The 20,958-nt window shown below is 65.7% G+C and carries 20 protein-coding genes; 12 read left to right on the top strand and 8 right to left on the bottom strand.

Going from position 1 to position 20,958, the window contains the following annotated elements; genetic code table 11:
- Window positions 1-28 precede the first annotated feature (28 nt).
- A complete protein-coding gene (locus PMO31116_RS15530; protein WP_023594526.1) occupies window positions 29-1,270 on the top strand; it encodes a metal-dependent hydrolase family protein in 1,242 nt (413 codons plus the stop codon).
- Window positions 1,271-1,433: 163 nt separating this feature from the next.
- Complete coding sequence (locus PMO31116_RS15525) at window positions 1,434-2,348, top strand: LysR substrate-binding domain-containing protein (protein ID WP_150567518.1); 915 nt, start codon at window positions 1,434-1,436, stop codon at window positions 2,346-2,348.
- A 145-nt stretch (window positions 2,349-2,493) separates the two neighbouring features.
- On the opposite strand, the gene purM is transcribed toward PMO31116_RS15525, so the two are convergent.
- Window positions 2,494-3,540: a phosphoribosylformylglycinamidine cyclo-ligase gene (gene purM, locus PMO31116_RS15520; protein WP_023594524.1), complete on the bottom strand. Its 1,047-nt coding sequence runs from the start codon at window positions 3,538-3,540 to the stop codon at window positions 2,494-2,496.
- Window positions 3,541-3,686: 146 nt separating this feature from the next.
- Between purM and hda the strand changes: the two genes are divergently transcribed.
- The 6 genes from hda (at window position 3,687) to panB (ending at window position 8,670) form a co-directional block, all read left to right on the top strand.
- Window positions 3,687-4,397 (top strand): DnaA regulatory inactivator Hda, encoded by a 711-nt coding sequence (hda, locus tag PMO31116_RS15515; RefSeq protein WP_150567517.1) that lies wholly within the window; start codon window positions 3,687-3,689, stop codon window positions 4,395-4,397.
- Between the two features lie 30 nt (window positions 4,398-4,427).
- The gene (locus PMO31116_RS15510) at window positions 4,428-5,108 is read left to right on the top strand and encodes a histidinol-phosphatase (protein WP_150567516.1); all 681 of its coding nucleotides are present in this window, start codon (window positions 4,428-4,430) and stop codon (window positions 5,106-5,108) included.
- Window positions 5,105-6,625 (top strand): polynucleotide adenylyltransferase PcnB, encoded by a 1,521-nt coding sequence (pcnB, locus tag PMO31116_RS15505; protein ID WP_150567515.1) that lies wholly within the window; start codon window positions 5,105-5,107, stop codon window positions 6,623-6,625. Before PMO31116_RS15510 ends, pcnB begins: the two co-directional genes overlap by 4 nt.
- On the top strand, window positions 6,622-7,134 hold the full coding sequence (gene folK, locus PMO31116_RS15500) for a 2-amino-4-hydroxy-6-hydroxymethyldihydropteridine diphosphokinase (RefSeq protein ID WP_150567514.1): 513 nt from the start codon (window positions 6,622-6,624) through the stop codon (window positions 7,132-7,134). The genes pcnB and folK overlap by 4 nt, the downstream gene beginning before the upstream one ends.
- A complete protein-coding gene (locus PMO31116_RS15495) occupies window positions 7,131-7,787 on the top strand; it encodes a deoxynucleoside kinase (RefSeq protein WP_150567513.1) in 657 nt (218 codons plus the stop codon). The genes folK and PMO31116_RS15495 overlap by 4 nt, the downstream gene beginning before the upstream one ends.
- A 64-nt stretch (window positions 7,788-7,851) precedes the next feature.
- The gene (gene panB, locus PMO31116_RS15490) at window positions 7,852-8,670 is read left to right on the top strand and encodes a 3-methyl-2-oxobutanoate hydroxymethyltransferase (RefSeq protein WP_150567512.1); all 819 of its coding nucleotides are present in this window, start codon (window positions 7,852-7,854) and stop codon (window positions 8,668-8,670) included.
- Window positions 8,671-8,723: 53 nt separating this feature from the next.
- Here the strand turns inward: panB and PMO31116_RS15485 are convergent, their stop codons facing one another.
- Window positions 8,724-10,091 (bottom strand): sensor histidine kinase, encoded by a 1,368-nt coding sequence (locus tag PMO31116_RS15485; protein WP_150567511.1) that lies wholly within the window; start codon window positions 10,089-10,091, stop codon window positions 8,724-8,726.
- Window positions 10,088-10,750, bottom strand: coding sequence for a response regulator transcription factor (locus PMO31116_RS15480; RefSeq protein ID WP_150567510.1), 663 nt, complete (start codon window positions 10,748-10,750; stop codon window positions 10,088-10,090). Before PMO31116_RS15480 ends, PMO31116_RS15485 begins: the two co-directional genes overlap by 4 nt.
- A gap of 209 nt (window positions 10,751-10,959) precedes the next feature.
- Between PMO31116_RS15480 and PMO31116_RS15475 the strand changes: the two genes are divergently transcribed.
- The 3 genes from PMO31116_RS15475 to PMO31116_RS15465 are packed head-to-tail and all read left to right on the top strand — an operon-like array spanning window position 10,960 to window position 13,772.
- Window positions 10,960-11,757, top strand: a complete 798-nt coding sequence (locus tag PMO31116_RS15475) for an ABC transporter ATP-binding protein (protein WP_150567509.1) — start codon at window positions 10,960-10,962, stop codon at window positions 11,755-11,757.
- A gap of 20 nt (window positions 11,758-11,777) precedes the next feature.
- A complete protein-coding gene (locus tag PMO31116_RS15470; protein WP_150567665.1) occupies window positions 11,778-12,680 on the top strand; it encodes an ABC transporter permease in 903 nt (300 codons plus the stop codon).
- A 54-nt stretch (window positions 12,681-12,734) separates the two neighbouring features.
- The gene (locus PMO31116_RS15465; RefSeq protein WP_023594513.1) at window positions 12,735-13,772 is read left to right on the top strand and encodes an ABC transporter substrate-binding protein; all 1,038 of its coding nucleotides are present in this window, start codon (window positions 12,735-12,737) and stop codon (window positions 13,770-13,772) included.
- Window positions 13,773-13,939: 167 nt separating this feature from the next.
- Here PMO31116_RS15465 and PMO31116_RS15460 read toward each other — a convergent pair whose 3' ends face one another.
- From PMO31116_RS15460 to grpE, 5 genes are all read right to left on the bottom strand, one after another.
- Window positions 13,940-15,868 carry a chorismate-binding protein gene (locus PMO31116_RS15460; RefSeq protein WP_150567508.1) on the bottom strand — a complete coding sequence of 643 codons (1,929 nt, stop codon included), beginning with the start codon at window positions 15,866-15,868 and terminating at the stop codon, window positions 13,940-13,942.
- Window positions 15,869-15,872: 4 nt separating this feature from the next.
- Entirely contained in the window at window positions 15,873-17,015 is a 1,143-nt protein-coding gene (gene dnaJ, locus PMO31116_RS15455) for a molecular chaperone DnaJ (protein ID WP_023594511.1), read from the bottom strand.
- 128 nt (window positions 17,016-17,143) lie between these two features.
- On the bottom strand, window positions 17,144-19,069 hold the full coding sequence (gene dnaK, locus PMO31116_RS15450; RefSeq protein WP_150567507.1) for a molecular chaperone DnaK: 1,926 nt from the start codon (window positions 19,067-19,069) through the stop codon (window positions 17,144-17,146).
- Between the two features lie 95 nt (window positions 19,070-19,164).
- Window positions 19,165-19,572 (bottom strand): thioredoxin family protein, encoded by a 408-nt coding sequence (locus PMO31116_RS15445; protein WP_150567664.1) that lies wholly within the window; start codon window positions 19,570-19,572, stop codon window positions 19,165-19,167.
- 148 nt (window positions 19,573-19,720) lie between these two features.
- Entirely contained in the window at window positions 19,721-20,266 is a 546-nt protein-coding gene (grpE, locus tag PMO31116_RS15440) for a nucleotide exchange factor GrpE (RefSeq protein WP_150567506.1), read from the bottom strand.
- A 306-nt stretch (window positions 20,267-20,572) separates the two neighbouring features.
- Between grpE and PMO31116_RS15435 the strand changes: the two genes are divergently transcribed.
- Entirely contained in the window at window positions 20,573-20,764 is a 192-nt protein-coding gene (locus PMO31116_RS15435; RefSeq protein WP_425494797.1) for a hypothetical protein, read from the top strand.
- Window positions 20,765-20,958: the final 194 nt, after the last annotated feature.

The raw sequence follows: 20,958 nt of genomic DNA, 5'->3' as shown, positions 1-20,958 counted from the left end.
CGCACATACCCAATTCGGAGGAGAGGTCATGGAGTCGATTCTGTTGTCGAACTGCGCGCTGCTGGACCCGGTCAAGGGCGAACTGCGCGAGGATCACGCCGTTCTGATCGAGAACGGACGCATCAAGGAAGTCTCGGACAAGCCGATCCGCACGCAGGCGGCGCGCGAGATCGACGCACACGGGCGCACCGTGATGCCCGGTCTGATCGATCTGCACGTGCATGTGCACGCCACCCAGCTCAATCTCGCCGCGCAGGCGCATCTGCCGAACGTGCTGGTCACGCTCAAGTCGGTGCCGATTCTGCAGGGCATGCTACGGCGCGGCTTTACCACGGTGCGCGACGCCGGTGGCGCGGGCCACGCGATCAAGCACGCCGTCGAGAGCGGGCTCGCCGAGGGACCGCGCCTGTTCGTGTCGGGCCGCGCGATCAGCCAGACCGGCGGACACGGCGACGGACGCCCACGCACCGACTACATCGGCACCGACGGGCCGTGTCCGTGCTGCGTGCGCGTGGGCGCGCTCTCGCGCGTGGCCGACGGCGTCGACGCCGTGCGCCGCGCCGTGCGCGAAGAACTGCAAATGGGGGCCGACCAGATCAAGATCATGGCCTCCGGCGGCGTGGCCTCGCCCACCGATCCCGTGGGCGCGTGGGGTTACTCCGAAGACGAAATCCGTGCCATCGTCGCCGAAGCGCGCGGACGCGGCACCTATGTGCTCGCGCATGCATACACCGCCGCGGCGATCGAGCGCGCGGTGCGCTGCGGCGTGCGCACCATCGAACACGGCAACCTCGTCGACGCCCCGACGGCGCGCTTCATGGCCGAGCAGGGGGCGTACGCCGTGCCGACACTGGTGACGTACGACGCGCTCGCGAACGAAGGAAAATCGCTCGGCCTGCCGGACGACAGCGTGGCCAAGATCGCCGATGTGCATGCCGCCGGCCTGCGCTCGCTGGAGATCTTCCGCGACGCCGGGGTCAAGATGGGCTACGGCTCCGATCTCCTGGGCGAGTCGCAGCGCCTGCAAAGCGACGAGTTCCGCCTGCGCGCCGAGGTCCTCACGCCCGCCGAGATCCTGCGCAGTGCGACGGTGGTGGGCGCCGAGGTACTCGGCCAATCCGGCCAACTGGGCGAGATCGTGCCTGGCGCGCATGCCGATGTGCTGATCGTCGACGGTAATCCGCTCGCGTCGCTCGACTGCCTGCTCGGTCAGGGCGAGCGAATTCCCATGGTGATGAAGGGCGGTAGAATCCACGCTTTCGCAATGTAAGGCGAGCGCCGCCGGGCGCATCGCATGGTGGCGCCACCGGCGCCGATGCGGCCGCATGCGGCGGTGGCGCACCGCGCGACGCCGTGGCACAGCGGCATTCGGCGTGCGGCGCGGCGACAAGCACGTGCGCCAACCCACACGCCAACCCTTCCGTGGAGAATCGATGGACTTTCGGCACATCGACGCCTTTCGGGCGCTGATGCTCACGCGCACGACCACCAAGGCCGCCCAGGTGCTCGGCACGTCGCAGTCCGCGGTCAGCCGCCTTGTGGCTGACCTCGAACGCTCGACGCGGCTCACGCTGTTCGACCGCGCGAGAGGCCGGCTGGAACCGACGGCCGAAGCTTTCGCGCTGTTCGAGGAGGTCGAGCGCCGCTACGCCGGACTCGACAATATCCGCGAATTCGCGCTGAATCTGCGCAACCCCGATCGCGCCGTCATTCGCGTGGGATCGGTCGTCTCATTCGGTCTCGGCTTCTTCGCCCGGGTGATGGCGGGGTACCGGGCGTTGCATCCGAGCGTGCAACTGGCGCTCACGACCGGTGCGTCGGATCTGATTCGCGATCAGGTCGTCACCCATCAGCTCGCGCTGGGCATCGTGACCGACACGATCGACGTGGCGGCAACGGACGCCGTCTCGTTCGCCAAGCTCGACGCCATCTGCGCCCTGCCCGCCGGACATGCGCTCGCGCGCAAGAAGGTCATTCGACTGGCCGATCTGAAAGGCCAGCCGATTCTCTCGTACGAGCCCACCGACATGGTCCGCTGGGGCATGGACCAACTCTTCGCCGACGGCAATCTGCACGAGCAGGTGGTCGCCACGGCGCGCTACTCGATCAACATCGGCACGATGGTCAAGGAAAACGTGGGCATCGGGTTGCTGCACCCGGTCTCGGCGTACGACTTTCTCGACTCCGACCTCGTGCTGCGCCGCTTCGAACCGTCGATGCCGTTCCACACGCTGCGCATCACGCCGCGCGCCGCCGCGCCCAGCACGCAGCTCGACGATCTCGTGCGCGTGATGGAGACGACGCTCGACGACGTGCTTCGCGCGGTCCAGGCGCGAATGAGGGCCTGAAACCGGTCCCCGCGCCGCGGCGCCGACAAAAAAAGCCCGCCGGGGGATCCCCTGGCGGGCTTTTTCATGCATGGCTCGCGGCGTGGCCGCGCGTTATCGTCGCGCGCGCCTCGCTTCGTTGCCGGGCATCGTCAACACCTTGCGCTTACGAGACGATCGTCTGCGCTTCGCCTTCCTTGCGCTCACGGATCGCGCCCAGACGGTAAACCGTTTCGCCCGAGGCCTCGAGGTGCTTGACCGCGGCGTCGGCGTCGGCCGCCGACACGATCACCGCCATGCCGATGCCGCAGTTGAATACGCGATGCATCTCCGCGTCGGCCACCTTGCCGTGGGCCTGCAGCCACTGGAACAGCGGCGGCAGCGTCCAGGCGTCCTGCTTGATGTCGGCCGTCAGATGATCCTGCAGGACACGCGGGATATTCTCCACGATGCCGCCGCCGGTGATGTGCGCCATGCCCTTGACGTTAAGCGTCTGCATGAGCGCGAGCAGCGGCTTGACATAGATGCGCGTGGGCGCCATCAGCACATCGCGCAGCGGCTGGCCGTGAAAGTCGGCGTCCAGGTCGGGCTTCGCGACTTCGATGATCTTGCGCACCAGCGAATAGCCATTCGAGTGCGCCCCCGACGAGGCCAGCCCCAGCACCACGTCGCCCGGCACGATGGTCGTGCCGTCGATGATCTTGCTCTTTTCCACCGCGCCGACCGCGAAACCGGCCAGATCGTACTCGCCGTCCGGGTACATGCTCGGCATTTCCGCCGTCTCGCCACCGATCAGCGCGCATCCGGCCAGCTCGCAACCCTGCGCGATCCCCTTGACGACCGTGGCCGCCGTGGCCACGTCCAGCTTGCCGCAGGCGAAGTAATCGAGGAAGAACAGCGGCTCGGCGCCCTGCACCAGAATGTCGTTCACGCTCATGGCGACCAGATCCTGGCCAACCGTGTCGTGCTTGTTCAGCGTGAAGGCCAGCTTGAGCTTGGTGCCCACGCCGTCGGTCCCCGAAACGAGCACCGGCTCCTTGTAGCGCTTGGGCACTTCGAACAGCGCGCCGAAGCCGCCGATGCCGCCCAGCACGCCGTCGCGCAGGGTTTTCTTGGCAAACGGCTTGATCGCTTCGACCAGCGCGTCGCCCGCTTCGATGTCGACGCCAGCGTCGCGATAGGAAAGGCCGGAAGTTTCGTTAGGGTGTGACATGACGGGAATGCATCAAGGTTCGGTAAAATGCGATTTTACCCGATGCGCGTGTCCTTTCGGCACGCAAACCGGATATCGGACGCCGGCTGACCCCGTCGTGCCCCGTAAACCGTACTCCGCCGGCCTGTCGCCGGCTTTCTTCGTTCGTGATTCAGCAACTGTATCTCGACCTCGGCACCCCGCCGCCCGCCACGTTCGACAATTTCATTGTCGGGCCCAATCGCGAGGCGGCGCAGACGCTTGCCGGCCTGAGCGCCGAACTGGCGGCCGGCACCGCGCGCGACCGTGGCATCTACCTCTGGGGGGAGGCCGGATCGGGCCGCACCCACCTGATGGAGGCGCTGTGCCATGCCGTGGGCCCGAGCGCCCGGTATCTGCGCCCGCACAGCCCGCTGGCCGCCTTCACGTTCGACGAGGCCAGCACGGTCTATTGCGTGGACGATTGCGACACCCTCTCGTCCACCCAGCAGATTGCCGCGTTCAACCTCTTCAACGAAACCCGCGCCCGGCCCCATTGCGCTTTCGTGGCCGCCGGGTCGCAGCCGCCGGTCGACATGCCGCTGCGGGAAGACCTGCGCACCCGCCTCGGCTGGGGGCTCGTATTCCACATTGTGGGACTCGACGACGAGGGCAAGAAGCAGGCGTTGCAGAACGCGGCCCGCGAGCGGGGCCTGCAACTCGCGGCCGACGTGCCTGCCTATCTGCTCACGCATTTCCAGCGCGACATGTCGAGCCTGATGGCGCTGCTCGACCGCCTGGACCGATTTTCGATGGAACAAAAGCGCGCGGTGACCTTGCCGTTGCTGCGCCAGATGCTCACCCACACCGATCCTGCCGCCCCCGACGGCAAAAACTGACCGGTGTTAGCTTCAGGTAAAATTCGCGCAATGACCAATTTAGCTCTCTTCGATCTCGACCACACGCTGCTGCCCACGGACAGCGACAAGGAGTGGGGTCGCTTCCTCGTGCGCCAGGGCGCGGTCGAGCGTGACTCGTACGCGCAGGCCAACGAGGCCTTCTATCAGGATTACCGTGCGGGCCGGCTCGACATGCCGGCTTATCTGCGTTTCTGCCTGGCGCCGCTCGCGCGTTATCCGCGCGACCAGCTCGACGCGTGGCACGCGCAGTACATGGAGGAGTCGATCCTGCCGCACGTGCGCAGCGAGGCGCTCGAACTGATCGATATGCACCGCAAGGCCGGCGACCTGTGCGCCATCGTGACGGCGACCAATACATTCGTGACGCGTCCGATCGCGAAGGCCTTCGGGATCGATCACCTGATCGGCACCGAACCGGCCACCGCCGGCGACGGTCCGAACGCGCGCTACACCGGCGAGTATGTCGGCACGCCAAGCTTTCGCGAAGGCAAGATCATCCGCACCGAAGCGTGGCTCGCGAGCCTGGGCAAGACCTGGGACGACTTCGACCACGCCTTTTTCTACAGCGATTCCGCCAACGACGTCCCCCTGATGGAGAAGGTGAACCATCCGGTGGCAACGAACCCCGATGAGGCGCTGCGCGAGATCGCGCTGGCGCGTCGCTGGCCCATTCTCGAGTTGTTCCAGTGATCCGCAAACTCATCAAGAAGCTGCTGGGCAAGGACGGTCAGCCCGGCGCGGCCGGCCCGACGCCCCCCGGCACCCCCGTCGTCATTCCCGTTGGCGTTCACCGCATCGATCCCTCGCTGCTTTCGAAGAACGCCGTGCGCGTGACCGACACGTTGCAGCAGGCCGGCTTCAAGGCCTTCATCGTGGGCGGTGCGGTGCGCGACCTGTTGCTCGGTATCGCGCCGAAGGATTTCGACGTCGCCACGAGCGCCACGCCCGAACAGGTGCAGCGCCTGTTCCGCCGCGCCCGCATCATCGGCCGCCGGTTCCAGATCGTGCATGTGCAGTTCGGTCAGGAGATTATCGAGACCTCGACGTTCCGCGCGTTGGTCGACGCCGTCGACAGTGAGCAGATCGGTGCGCGCCGTCCGAAAAAGGGCGAACTCGATCGCAAGACGCACGTGACCGACGAATCGGGCCGCGTGCTGCGCGACAACGTCTGGGGCGAGCAGGAAGAAGACGCCGCGCGGCGCGACTTCACCGTCAATGCCATGTATTACGACCCGGCCGCGCAGACGGTGCACGATTACCACCACGGCTGGGAAGACATCCAGAAGCGCGTGCTGCGCATGATCGGCGACCCGGCCACGCGCTATCGCGAAGACCCCGTGCGCATGCTGCGCGTGGTACGTTTCGCGGCCAAGCTCGGCTTCAAGATCGACGAGGCGACCGCCGCGCCGATCTCGCAGCTCGCCCCGCTCATCGACAACGTGCCCGCCGCGCGGTTGTTCGACGAGATGCTCAAGTTGCTGCTCTCGGGCCATGCCTGGGCGTGCGTGCAGCAATTGCGCGCGCAAGGTCTGCATCACGGCCTGCTGCCCCTGCTCGACGTGGTGCTGGAGCAGCCGATGGGCGAGAAATTCGTCACGCTCGCGCTTGCCAACACCGACGCGCGCATTCGCGCCGGCAAGCCGGTCTCGCCAGGCTTCCTGTTCGCCGCCCTGTTGTGGCATCTCGTGCTCGAGAAGTGGCAGGCCTATCAGCGCGCGGGCGAGTACCCGATTCCGGCGCTGCACCTGGCCATGGACGACGTGCTCGATGCCCAGACGGGCAAGCTGGCGATCCAGCGTCGTTTCGTTGCCGACATGAAGGAAATCTGGGGCTTGCAGGTGCGCCTCGACAAGCGCGTTGGCCGCACGCCGCTGCGGCTGCTCGAACATCCGCGCTTGCGTGCCGGCTACGACTTCCTGCTGCTGCGCTGCGAGTCGGGTGAAGTCCCCGCCGAAGCCGGGCAGTGGTGGACGGACTTCCTCGAGGGCGATGCCGCCGCGCGCGACGCCCTGCTCGCGCACGGCAGTGCGCCGAGCGGTACGCCGGCGGCCAAGCGTCGCCGCCGCCGTCGCAAGCCGACGGGGGGACGGGGCGGCGAAGGATCGGGCAACGAAGCGAGCGGTGGCGACGGCAATGAGAACGCTACCAGCGAGAATCATGGCAAGCGGGTATCATCGCGACAGCATGGTTCCGAAGGTGCTTCATGACTGTTGCCTATATCGGGCTCGGCGCGAATCTCGGCGACGCCCGCCAAGCGATCAAGGACGCCGTCGTCTGCCTGGCGCAGCAAATCGGCGTCACCATCATCGGCAAGTCCGATCTGTATCGCACCGCGCCCATCGAGTCGAGCGGCGAGGACTATCTGAACTGCGTCGTCGCCGTGGAGACGAGTCTCACGGCGCGTCAATTGCTCACGCTCTGCCTGAAGATCGAGCTGCACTTCGGGCGCGAGCGACCGTACAAGAATGCCCCGCGCACGCTCGATCTCGATCTGCTGCTGTATGGCGATGAGCGCATCGCCGAACCCGACCTGATCGTGCCGCATCCACGCATGGCCGCGCGCGCCTTCGTGCTGCGCCCGCTCTCCGATCTCGCTCCCGAACTCGACATTCCCGGCGTGGGACGCGTCAGCGCCCTGCTCGCCGATGTCGCCGACCAGCGCATCGAGCGCGTCGAGGCGTGCTGCTGCCCGACGAAGCGCGCCTACGTCTCATGAGATCGCCCGTCCTCGGGCGTTTCCGCTACGTGGCCGTCGAAGGCCCCATCGGGGTCGGCAAGACATCGCTCGCGCAACGGCTTGCCGATGCGGCCGGCGCCGACGTGATGCTCGAGCAACCCGCGCTCAATCCCTTTCTCGAACGTTTCTATCGCGATTCGGCGCGCTATGCGCTGCCCGCGCAGTTGGCGTTCTGTCTGCGACGCGTGGACGAAGCGATGGAAATCGCGCGCCGGGAAGTCGACGGCAAACCGATCTATACCGACTTCCTCCCGGAAAAAGACGGCCTGTTCGCGCGTCTCACACTGTCGGCGGACGAGCTCGATCTGTATCGCAAGCTCGTCGCGCACGTCGAGCGTGCGCACCGCGCGCCGGACCTCGTGATCCATTTGCAGGCCAGTCCCGAGACGCTATACGCGCGTATCCAGAAGCGCGCGATTCCGATGGAGCAACAAATCCCGGACACCTATCTGCGCGCGCTGTGCGACATCTACGGCGAATTCTTCTATCATTACGCCGCAGCGCCGGTATTGACTGTCGATACGGAACAATTCGACCCGGCGCACAACGACAGCGACTTTGCCCTGCTGGTCGAGCGCATCGATCAAATGCGCGGACGCAAGGAAGTCTTCGTCAAGGGCGCTCGCCCCTGATCGTCACCCGATTCGTCGCCGGCGCACTTGCCGCGCCGGCGAACCCTGCTGAACCGAGGCCGACATGAGTTATCTGCAAGAATCCAATCGCAAGGCCGTGACCGTTCCCGGTCTTGCTCAAATGCGCGAGCGTGGCGAGAAGATCGTCATGCTGACCGCCTACGACGCCAGCTTCGCCGCACTGCTCGACCGCGTCGGCGTCGATGCCATCCTGATCGGCGACTCGCTCGGCAATGTGATCCAAGGGCAGCGCACCACCCTGCCCGTCACGCTGCGCGACATTTGCTATCACACCGAATGCGTGGCCCGCAGTGTGAACAAGGCGCTCGTGCTGGCCGATCTGCCGTTCGGCACCTACGGCACGAAGGAGCAGGCCTATCAGAGCGCCGTGGCGGTCATGCAGGCCGGTGCCCAGATGGTGAAGATCGAAGGCGGCGCATGGCTGGCCGACACCGTGCGCTTTCTGGTCGAGCGCAGCATCCCGGTATGTGCTCACCTGGGCCTCACCCCGCAGTCGGTGCACGCGTTCGGCGGCTTCAAGGTGCAGGCGCGCGAAGATGCCGCGCAGGCGCAGTTGATCGGCGACGCCCGTACCTTGCAAGCGGCCGGCGCGCAGTTGGTCGTACTCGAAGCGATTCCGGCCGCCCTGGCCTCGCGCGTGACGCCGGAAGTGCCCACCATGCCGACCATCGGGATTGGCGCGGGCCCCGATTGCGACGGGCAGGTGCTCGTACTTCAGGACATGCTCGGCGTGTTCCCCGGCAAGTCGCCGAAGTTCTCCAAGAATTTCATGGAAGGCCAGCCGAGCATCGCCGCAGCCATCGAGGCCTACGTGCAAGCCGTGAAGCACGGCTCGTTCCCGTCGCAGGAACATTGCTTCTGACCTGGCGCACAGCACGGCGCATCGCGTGAACAGGCGGCCTTCGGGCCGCTTTTTCATTGCGCTGCCGGCAAAGTCAGCACCACGGCGAAGCCCTCGCCCGCCACACGCTCGAAGGTCATTTGTCCGCCGTGCGCGCCGACCACTTCGGCCACCATGGCCAGTCCCAGGCTGGCCCCTTCTCGGCCATCCGCCCGCGACGAGAACGGCGTGCGCACGCGCGCCCACTCCGACTCGGGGATGCCCGGGCCGTCGTCGAAGAATCGCAAACGCCATTGGTCGTCGACCTTCGTCACATCGACATGCAGACGATGCGGTGCGCCGTAGGCGAGTGCATTGACCAACACGTTCTTGATCGCCTCACGCAGGCTCAGCGGATCGCCTACGATTCGGCACGGCGTGTCCGGCGCATGCAGCGCGACATCGATATCTCGCGTGGCATAGGACAACGTTTCGCGCATGGCCGTTTGCAGCAACTCGTTCAGGTCGACCGGTACGGGCGCCACGCTGTCGGCCCGGTGCTGCACCATCGCGTGATTGATCAATTGATGGATGAGCCCGCCAAGTCCACGCGCCTGCTTCTGGATGCGTGCGACGTGCGCCTGTCGCGCCGTTTCATCCTGTGTCTGCGTGAGCAGTTCGGCCTGCGCCGTGAGCGCCGTCACCGGCGTGCGCAGTTGATGCGCGGCGTCGCCGATCACACGGCGCATCAGCGCGCGCGACGTGGCCAGTCGCTGCATGAAATCGTTGATCGCGCCCACGAGGGCGAGCGTTTCGGCGGGCGCCGTGACCGCCAGCGGCACGAGATCGTTCGAATCGCGTGCGCGTATGGCCGCCTCGATCTGCTTGAGCGGCGCGAGCGCCTGACGCAGCGTCCACAACGCCGCGAGCATCGTCAGCACGCCCGTGGCGATGGTGATGAGCAGCGTGTTGTCGGCGAGGCCGCGCGTGAACCGCACGCGCGCGTTCTGCGTGTGCGCGAGTGCGACCACCGCCCACGGGTGCGCGGCGGCCACCGGCATGCGTCGTCCCACGATGGCGATGCGAATCGGCATTTCCTGATACGTGCCGTCGACGACGAGCGGCCCGTCCGCCAGCTTGTCCCATGGAATCGGCGGACGAAATTCGGAATCGCCGGCCACCGAGCGTCCGTCCGGGTCGAGCACGGTATAGAAGATCTGATCGCCCGGCGCGAGCGCGGAGAACGCGGCCAGCGGAACGTCCACATTCACTTCGCCGTTCTGGTACCACGTGTTCTCGGCGACCTGCAGCGCACTGCCGAGCAGCCAGCGGTCATAGGCGCGGTCGACCGCTGCGCGGGTGGAGAACCAAATGCCGAGCAGCACGGCGGCGACCGCGAACGCGAGCACCGCGCCCATGCGCACGACCAGGCGAAGATACAGGGAACGGCCGGGAACGATCATGACAGCACGAGCTGATAGCCCAGTCCGCGCAACGTGCGGATCTGGAATTGTGCCGCGGCCAGCTTCTTGCGCAGGCGCGCGACATATTGTTCGATGGCATTGGCGTTCGGCACGGGTTCGTCGCCGTACAGGCGATCCATGAGTTCGTCCTTGCCAAAGATGCGCCCAGGCCGCGCCGCGAGAATTTCGAGCAGCGTGACTTCCCGGCGCGTGAGCTCAATGGGATGACCGTCGATCTCCACGCCGCGGCTCTTGCGATCGAGCGTGAGATTCGCGCATGCCAGACGGTTCGTCGCATCCTGGCCGGTGCGGCGCATGAGCGCACGCACTCGCGCTTCGAGCTCGCGAAAATCGAAGGGCTTGGTGAGATAGTCGTCTGCCCCGAGGTCGAGCGCGCGCACGCGCTCCTCGATCTCGGCGCACGCGGTGAGCATGAGCACGCGCGTGGCCAGGCCGCGCTCGCGCACCCGCCGAAGCAGCTCGAAGCCGTCGACGTGGGGCAGCATCACGTCGAGAATGAGCAGGTCGTAGTCGTCGCCGATGCGCGCGGCGGCCGCGGCGCCGTCCGTCTCGCAATCGAGCGCATGACCGAGCTTGCGCAACTGGGTGGCGATCGCTTCGGCGACGTCGGCGGTGTCTTCCACCAGCATGATGCGCATGATGTGTGTGTCTCCTTCTCGTCGGCGGCCACGCACGGCGCTTGACGCGCTTTCGGGTTGCCGGTGGGCGCGATTGTCCCGGAATTCGGCGCGGGCGTCCTCGGGGTTTGCCCTGAATAACGGCCCGGCGGCCGCCGATGTCAGCTTCGTTACAGCTTGGCTGCTTAGTATCGAAGCCGATTATAAAAGCATCCATTCGGAGACACGCCATGCCGCATGCCCCCCTTCCGGGCGCCGGGACACCTGCGTCCACGGTGCCGCCGCTGCTCGAAATCGACGGCGTCACGCTGCAATACAAGACCGACGACTACCTCGTCACCGCCGCCCAGCAAGTGAGCTTCAACGTCTATCCGGGCGACCGGTTCGTGTTGCTCGGCCCTTCCGGCTGCGGCAAGTCGACCTTGCTCAAGGCCATCGGCGGCTACCTGCCGCCGGTAAGCGGCGAGATTCGCCTCAAGGGACGCGCGATCAGCGAGCCGGGGCCGGACCGCATGATGGTGTTCCAGGAATTCGACCAGTTGCTGCCGTGGAAGACGGTGCGCCAGAACGTGGAATTCGCGCTCATCGCGAGCGGTCGCCTCAAGGGGCGCGATGCCGCCGATCGCGCCGCGCACTATATCGAAAAGGTCGGTCTGGCCAAGTTCATCGACAGCTATCCGCACACGCTCTCCGGCGGGATGAAACAACGCGTGTCGATCGCGCGCGGCATGGCGATGGAGCCCGACGTGCTGCTCATGGACGAGCCGTTCGCCGCGCTCGACGCGCTCACGCGTCGCAAGATGCAGGACGAACTGCTGCGCCTGTGGGACGACACGCGCTTCACGGTGCTGTTCGTCACGCACGGCATCGACGAGGCGATCCGCATCGGCACGCGCATCCTGCTGCTCTCGCCGCATCCCGGCCAGGTCAAGGCCGAACTCAACAGCATTGCGCCGGAGCAACTCGGCACGGCGCACCAGAGCGCCCTGGAGGCGCGGATCGATCAACTGCTGTTCGCAACCCATTGAGGACGACGTTCATGAACACGATGGCTCAGGCGACGACGTCGCAGCCCCCTACCCCCAGCAGGATCGAACCCGTCGTGCGGCCCGAGTTCGTGCTCGAACCCGTGCAGGCCGAGTTATCGTCGATCCAGCGCCCGCTCTCGACCTTCGAGACGCTTTACCGCCTCGGCTGGCTGCGCAAGACCGTCATTCTTTGCGTGCTCGCCATCATCTGGGAAATCTACGGCCGCTGGCTCGACAACGCCCTGCTGTTCCCGAGCTTCACCGACACGCTCGGCGCCTTCGTCAATGGCCTCACGAGCGGTGTGCTGCTGCTGCGCGCGGCCGTCTCGCTCAAGACGCTGCTGATCGGCTACGGCATCGGCATCGCGCTCGCCGCCGTGCTCACCACGGTGGCGATCAGCTCGAAGATCGGCAACGACCTGCTCGAAACGCTCACGGCGATGTTCAACCCGCTGCCCGCCATCGCCCTGTTGCCGCTCGCGCTCATCTGGTTCGGCCTGGGCAACGGCAGCGTGATCTTCGTGCTGGTGCACTCGGTGCTGTGGGCCGTGGCGCTCAACACGCACAGCGGATTTCGCGGCGTGTCGAAAACGTTGCGCATGGTCGGCCAGAACTACGGGCTTAAACGCTTTGCACTGGTGCGCCACGTATTGATTCCCGCGGCGTTCCCGAGCATTCTCACCGGCCTGAAAGTGGGCTGGGCCTTTGCGTGGCGCACGCTGATCGCCGCGGAACTCGTGTTCGGCGTGTCGTCGGGCTCGGGCGGTCTGGGCTGGTACATCTTCGAGAACCGCAATTCGCTGGAGACGGCCAATGTATTCGCCGGGCTGTTCTTCGTGATTCTCATCGGGCTGGCAGTCGAGAACCTGCTGTTCGCCCGTGTCGAGAAGCGCACGCTGCATCGCTGGGGCATGCAGCATTGATTGACGCCCCTTCGGGGGCATGAATAATTCCAACTATCCGGAGACGACAACATCATGAATCGACGTCATTTCACGCGCTGGGCCAGCACGCTCGCGCTGGCGGTCACGACGGCCGCGGCCACGCTCGCACCGCTGGGCAACGTTGCCCACGCCGAAGCGAGCACCGTGCGACTGTCGCACGGCTACGGCATTCTCTATCTGCCGCTCATGGTCATGCGCGACCAGCATCTGATCGAGAAGCACGCCAAGGCGATGGGTCTGGGCGACGTGAAGACCACGTGGACCATTCTCGACGGCGGCAACGTGATCAACGACGCGATGCTCGCCGGCAATCTCGACGTGGCCGGCACCGGCGCACCGGGCTTCGTCACCCTGTGGTCGAAGGCGCACGGCATTCCGCGCTCGGAGGTGATCGGCCTGTCGGCACTGTCGACCGGCCCGCTCTGGCTCAACACAAACAACCCGAACATCAAGACGCTCAAGGACTTCACGCCGAAGGACAAGATCGCGATTCCGGGCATCAAGACGTCGCTCTCGGCCGTGCTGCTGCAAATGGCCGTGGCAAAGACGTTCGGCATCGAGAACTATGCGAAGCTCGACCCGCAAACCGTCAGCCTGAGCCATCCGGAAGCCGTGAGCGCCCTGCTCTCGGGCAAGACGGAGATCACCGCGCACTTCACCTCGCCGCCGTTCTCGTATCAGGAGCTGAAGGACCCGCGCATCAAGCGCGTGCTGAATTCGACCGACGTGCTCGGCAACATCACCATCGACGTGGTATTCGCGCCGAAGCAGTTCACGGTGCAGAATCCGAAGCTGGTCCAGGCGATTCTGGCGGCGCAGGACGAAGCCGCGGCCTATATCGCGAAGGATCACGTGGGCGCGGCGAAGACCTTCCTGCGCGTGTCGAAGATGAACCTGCCGCAAGCAGAGATCGAACAGATGCTGGCCGACCCGGGCCTGCAGTTCACCACCACGCCCAACGGCCTGATGCAATACGTCGAATTCATGAGCCGCGCGGGCACGATCAAGACGCGGCCGGCGAAGTGGAGCGAACTGTTCGTGCCGGAGATGGCGTCGCGTCAGGGAAGCTGAGCGACGCGACACGCCTCGCACGATACGCGACACGCAACGCTCCGCGCGCATCGACGGTCCCAGCGCGGGCCGCGATGCGTGAAGCGATGTGCAGGTCGAGGAGAAACGCAGCGGCGCCCGAGGGCGCCGCTGTGCATTTCAGGAGCGGGAGCGGTGAGGGGCGCTCGTCAGGCGGGTGCGCAAGCCAGCTTCGCGGGTAGCGCGCCGCGCAATGCGTTGCAAACCACGATGGCCTGCGCGCTCTCGAGGTCTTCACGGGTCAGCACGTCCTCGACGGCGGCCCACGACGGGTCGTCGAGCATCACGCCGCGCATGATCCCCGGCAACAGCCCGCACGACAGCGGGGGCGTCACCCAAACACCGTCGCGCTTGACGAACACACTGCTGCGCCCGCCTTCGGTCAGCTCGCCGCGCTCGTTGAAGAACAGCATGTCGAACGCGCCACCGGCCTGCGCCGCCTTCCACGCCGCATCGTAGCGCTCGCGCACGGTCGTTTTGTGACGCAGGAAGAGATCGTCGGCACGCGTCGCCTCGCTCATGTTCGCGAGCCACACCGTCACGCTCGGCTGCGCGAGCGGTTCGAGCACGCCGTGCGTGATCGTGACGGTGCCGTCGTGCGAGAGGGCGAGGCGCACGCGATGGATCTTGCTCGCGTCGAGCGTGGCGACCACGGCGTCGAGTTGTACCCGCAACGATGCCTCGTCGAAACGAAAGCCAAAGTACTTTGCCGACGCCGCCAGACGCGCCAGATGTCGCGAGAGATGGTCGATGCCCGACAACGGTGTCGCCCGCATGGTCTCGAAGATCTCGAACCCCGGGTCGAGCGCACTCAGGAAACGCGCCTTGAGCCTGCACTCCTCGCGCTCCTCGCGGGCACGGCTGTCGAGCACGATGCCCGCACCGATACCGAGACGTCCGCGACGTAATCCGCTGGCCATGGGTGCATCGAGTTCGAGGGTTCGAATGGCGACCGACAGGCAGAAGTCGCCGAGCGCTTCCGGCGCGTCTTCGCGGGCATCGAGCCAGCCGATGGCACCGGTATAGAGCCCGCGCGGGGACGTTTCGAGCTCGCCGATCAGTTGCATCGCACGATATTTCGGCGCACCGGTGATCGAGCCGCACGGATACAGCGCGCGCATGACATCGGCCAACGACAGCAAGGGCGGTAGCGTGGCCGTGACGGTCGACGTCATTTGCAGCACGCTCGCGAAGCGGGTGACCTCGAAGAGTTTCGGCACCTTGACCGAACCCGGCGCCGCGATGCGCCCGAGATCGTTGCGCAGCAGGTCCACGATCATCAGGTTCTCGGCGCGGTTCTTCTCATCGGCGGCAAGCGCCGCACTGCGCTCGGCGTCGACGGCGGCGTCGCCGCACGCGGGGGCCGTGCCCTTCATCGGCCGGGCCTCGACCCGTCCGCGCGAATGGCGCAGGAACAGCTCGGGCGAGAGCGAAAGTATCGCCCGACCTGCCACGCGCCCGGCACCGGGAAGCATCACCAGCGCCCCGTAGGGCACGGGCTGGCGCGCACGCAAGCGGCGGTACAGTGCCACGGGCGAGCCGAAGGCGTCGAAATTCAGGCGATAGGTGTAATTGATCTGGTAGCACTCGCCTTGCGCGAGCCAGTCCTGAATGCGAGCGATGGCGTCGTCGAAGGCCGCATCGCTCACGTCGTCCTGCAACGCGGCAACGCCTGCCACGCCCGGCGGCGCGATATCGTCGGTGCCGGCGGCGCGGTCGATCTCCCGCGGGCTCGCCTGCGCGCAGGCGGCCTCACGGCCGGCCAGCCAGGCTTGCGTCTGCGCGGCGCTCAGACGCGCCAGCGTGGCGAACAACAGGGCGCGGAACTGCCCGGGTGCGCGACGCGTCGCGACCGTATGCACGCCGGCCAGGCGCACGCCGAATTCGTAATCGGCCAGCAGCACGGCATGCAGGCCGTCGCGGGTGGCTTCCTCCACTTCGCGAAGCGCGTCGGAAAGCACACCGGGCTCGTCGCAAGTCACCTCGCGCACGAGCCCGGTATACAGACGCGCTCCACCGGCCGGATCGGCGCTGTCGTCCAACAGCGCGAACGCGGCCAAGGGCGCTTCACTTTGCATGAAATTACTCGAAGAACTGCTTCACACGGTCGAACCAGCCTTTGGTCTGCGGGCTGTGGCGCGCGCCGCCCGCCTTGAGCGAAGCGTCGAAGTCGCGCAGCAACTGCTTTTGCTTGTCGTCGAGCTTGACCGGCGTTTCCACCTGCACGTGCACGTACAGATCGCCCGGATAGCTCGCACGCAACCCCTTGATGCCCTTGCCGCGCAGGCGGAACGTCTTGCCCGTCTGCGTGCCTTCCGGTACTTCGAAGGTCGCCTTGCCGTGCAGCGTGGGCGCGTCGATATCACCGCCGAGCGCCGCCGTCGCGAACGAGATCGGCATCTGGCAGTGCAGGTCGTCGCCGTCGCGCTCGAACACGTTGTGGGGCTTGATGTGGATTTCCACATACAGATCACCCGCCGGCCCGCCATTCACACCCGGTTCGCCGTTGCCGGCCGAACGAATGCGCATGCCGTCTTCGATGCCCGCCGGGATCTTGATCTCCAGCGTCTTGGTCTTCTTGAGCTTGCCAGAGCCATGGCAGTTCGTGCACGGCTCGGGGATGTACGACCCCGTGCCGTGGCACTTCGGGCAGGTCTGCTGAATGCTGAAGAAGCCCTGCGACATGCGCACCGAACCCGAACCGTTACAGGTCGGGCAGGTCTCGGGCTTCGTGCCCGGCTTCGCGCCGTTGCCGTGGCAGACCTCGCACTCCTCCCAGCTCGGCACGCGAATCTGCGTGTCGAAACCGTTTGCCGCCTGCTCGAGCGTGATCTCCATGTTGTATCGCAGATCCGCGCCGCGATATACCTGCGGGCCGCCCCGGCCACCGCGCCCACCCGGGCCGCCCTGGCCGAAGATGTCGCCGAAGATGTCGCCGAACGCGTCGGCAAAGCCGCCGAAGCCCTGACCGCCCGCCCCGCCGAAGCCGCCCATATTCGGGTCGACGCCCGCGTGGCCGTACTGGTCGTACGCCGCGCGCTTCTCCGGCTCGGAGAGCATCTCGTAGGCCTCTTTGACCTCCTTGAACTTCTCTTCGGCGTCCTTGCTGTCCGGATTGCGGTCCGGGTGGTACTTCATCGCCAGCTTGCGATACGCCTTCTTGATTTCGTCGTCGGTGGCGTTCTTGGCCACGCCAAGGACTTCGTAGTAATCACGTTTGGCCATAAGTCTTTCCAGTGTTGGCGCATGTCCGCCATCAGGCAAAAAGCCGGGTCGAGATTCCCTTCGCAGAGAACTTCGATACCCGGCCTACACGCGGCGCCCGTCACCGGACACCGCGCGCCACGCACGCCTTACTTCTTGTCGTTGACTTCCTTCACTTCTGCGTCGACGACGTTATCGTCATGCGGCTTGGCCTGCTCGGCGCCCGCGGCACCCGCAGCGCCGGCCTGGGCCTGCATGTCGGCATACATCTTCTCGCCGAGCTTCTGGCTGGCGGTGCCCAGCGCTTCGACCTTGGCATCGATGTCCGCCTTGTCCGAACCGCGCAGCGCACCTTCCAGTGCCGTGATCGCCGATTCGATGGCTTCCTTCTCCGACGCTTCGATCTTGTCGCCGTACTCGGTGAGCGCCTTGCGGGTGCTGTGCACCAGCGCGTCGCCCTGGTTACGGGCATCGGCCAGCTCGCGCGCCTTCTTGTCTTCCTCGGCGTTGAGCTCGGCATCCTTCACCATTTGCTCGATCTCGGCGTCCGACAGGCCCGAGTTCGCCTTGATGGTGATCTTGTTTTCCTTGCCGGTGGCCTTGTCCTTCGCGCCCACGTGCAGAATGCCGTTGGCGTCGATGTCGAAGGTCACTTCGATCTGCGGCGTGCCGCGTGCTGCCGGCGGGATCCCCTCGAGGTTGAACTCGCCCAGCGACTTGTTGCCGGCGGCCATCTCGCGCTCACCCTGGAATACCTTGATCGTCACGGCCGGCTGGTTGTCGTCGGCCGTCGAGAACACTTGCGAGTGCTTCGTCGGAATCGTGGTGTTCTTCGTGATCATCTTCGTCATCACGCCGCCGAGCGTTTCGATACCGAGCGAGAGCGGCGTCACGTCGAGCAGCAGCACGTCCTTGCGATCGCCCGAAAGCACCGAGCCCTGAATCGACGCGCCCGCCGCCACGGCTTCGTCCGGGTTCACGTCCTTGCGCGGATCCTTGCCGAAGAACTCCTTGACCTTCTCCTGCACCTTCGGCATGCGGGTCATGCCGCCGACCAGGATCACGTCGTCGATGTCGCTGACCTTCACGCCGGCATCCTTGATGGCCAGACGGCAGGGCTCGATCGTGCGGGCGATCAGGTCCTCGACCAGCGCTTCGAGCTTGGCGCGCGTGATCTTCAGGTTCAAGTGCTTCGGACCCGAGGCATCGGCCGTGATGTACGGCAGGTTGATCTCGGTCTGCTGGCTCGACGACAGCTCGATCTTGGCCTTTTCGGCGGCTTCCTTCAGGCGTTGCAGCGCGAGCACGTCCTTCGACAGATCGACACCTTGTTCCTTCTTGAACTCGGCGATGATGTAGTCGATGACGCGCTGGTCGAAGTCTTCGCCGCCCAGGAATGTGTCGCCGTTGGTCGACAGCACTTCGAACTGGTGCTCGCCGTCCACATCCGCGATTTCGATGATCGAGATGTCGAACGTGCCGCCACCCAGGTCATACACCGCGATCTTGCGGTCGCCGCCTTCCTTCTTGTCCAGACCGAAAGCCAGTGCGGCGGCCGTCGGCTCGTTGATGATGCGCTTGACTTCCAGACCGGCGATGCGGCCGGCGTCCTTGGTTGCCTGGCGCTGGCTGTCGTTGAAGTACGCGGGCACCGTGATCACGGCTTCCGTGACCGGCTCGCCAAGGTAGTCCTCGGCGGTCTTCTTCATCTTGCGCAGCACTTCGGCGGAAATCTGCGGCGGGGCCAGCTTCTGGTCGCGCACTTCCACCCAGGCGTCGCCGTTGTCGGCCTTGACGATCTTGTAGGGCATCAGGCCGATGTCCTTCTGCACTTCCTTTTCTTCGAAGCGACGGCCGATCAGTCGCTTGACCGCGTACAGCGTGTTCTTCGGATTGGTCACCGCCTGGCGCTTGGCCGGCGCGCCGACCAGGATCTCGCCATCGTCCATGTAGGCGATGATCGACGGCGTGGTGCGTGCACCTTCCGCGTTCTCGATGATCTTGACCTGGTTGCCTTCCATGACGGCCACGCACGAGTTCGTGGTGCCCAGGTCGATGCCGATAATTTTGCCCATATTGTTTCTCCTAGCGTCCTTTGCGTCTTTCCGTCAGGCCCGTGGCCCGTTCAATTCGTTGATCTGCACGTCATATGGGTGCAGCCCGGTACATTTCAAGACCCTTCTTGCGATCCGGTTTTGCCCCCGGCCGCCGCGATCTTCTCGCGGGCGGCGGCGACCGCCAGCCGGAACTGGGGCAGACCGTGCCAACCGGTCGCCCGGCCCAGTTTCTTCCCTCGATGGAAGAAGAAAAACGTCGGAACCCCGTGCAGCGCAAAGCGCTTGGCCAGCGCCATGTCCGCATACACGTTGGCGTGAAACCAGCGCAATCCGAGCGCCTCGATGGCATCGCGCTGCGCGAGCATGGTTTTCTTGGCGACTTCGCAGTTGAAACAGTCGACGCCCCAGAAAAACACCACCGCGAGCGCATCGCCCGCCTCGCGCAGCCCGTCATCGAAGCTGGCGGCCGTGAGTTCGCGCATCGAAAATGCCTCGAACGCCGCACCGTCCACGCGCTTCATGCCCGGATGATCGCCTGCCATGTCCCAAGTCCTCGTCCTCATCGCCCCGCAGGGCCGCGGCGCCGCCCGTGGAACCCGAAGCTTGCCATGATGGCATGGCAGAGCCGGGCGTCGCGCCGACGGATCCGGCCGGTTGGCACCGGCGGCCTTATTTGCCTGCGGCGACCGTCACCAATGCCGGGCGCAACACGCGATCGGCGATCAGATACCCTTTTTGCAGCACCGATACCACGGTATTCGGTTCCTGCTCCGCCGGCACCATCGAAATGGCCTGATGTTGATGCGGATCGAATTTTGCGCCGGCCGGGTCGATGACGGAAACCTTGCTGCGCTCCAGGGCCGAGACGAGCTGGCGCAGGGTCAGGGCCACGCCCTCCTGCAGCTTGGCCACATCGCCGCTCTTGTCGGCGGCGGCGGCTTCCAGACTGTCGATCACCGGCAACAGGTTCTCCGCGAAGCTTTCCACGGCGAACTTGCGCGCCTTGGTCACTTCCTCTTCGGCGCGGCGGCGCACGTTTTCCATTTCGGCCCGGGCACGCAGCGCTTCGTCGCGAAGACTGGCCGCTTCGGCCTGTGCGGCCAGCAGCTGCGCCTCGACCGAGGGCAGCGCGTCGTTCGCGAGCTCAGCGTCGTTCGGGGCCGCTTCGGCCTGGGACGGAATCGGCTGGTCGGGGGTGTTTTGCTGTTCAGTCATGAGCTTGAGTCGTCAAAAGGTTTTCGCAGCGCACCAAGACGATGCGCCACCGGTTCAAATCCCTTTGGATAGTAGGGGCGTTCACACCGATTTCAAGAGCTGGCGGGCATTCCGTGCGCCATACCGGTGCTTGCCGCGTGCCGGTAAATATCCGGTTACACGCGTTACGAGTCCTCTATTGTATCGGCCGTTGCTGCGACCTAACATGAATTACGGTCTGGTGATGCGAAGTGCCGCACCGGACCCGGCCGTCGGACGGACGACGTTCACGTCCGAACCGATGTTTACAGGTGTAAGGAGCGCATCATGAAGCTGCCACTGGCTGTTGTCTTCATCCTTGCGTTGGTGACGACGGTAACGATTACGATCTGCCTGTCCGGCGCGGTCACCCGGCGCGACACCGAATACGGAAGCGTGCGGGCCGTGCTGCATCACTATGTCGAGATGCCGGGCATGCCGGTCCATCGCTCGTCCAACTCCGGAATCCCCTCGCGCTGATCGCCCCCGGGGCGCGCGACACGTCGCCACGCTCACGAGCTACGTTTCCCCTGTTCCTCTTGTTCCCCTTCCGGGACTGCTGACTTCCGATCTTCCGCCCGCCGTCCGGCCCCGCGCCGACGGCGGCGTCCATTCGTGCCTCGGAAAATTCGAACCGTCGCGCCCGCGATGGCACGCAACGTCGCACTGCGCGG

The organism is Pandoraea morbifera (assembly GCF_902459575.1).
In the GTDB taxonomy this organism is placed as follows: Bacteria; Pseudomonadota; Gammaproteobacteria; order Burkholderiales; family Burkholderiaceae; genus Pandoraea; species Pandoraea morbifera.
Note: the sequence above shows the minus strand (reverse complement) of the source record. Positions and strands in the feature narration are given on the sequence as shown.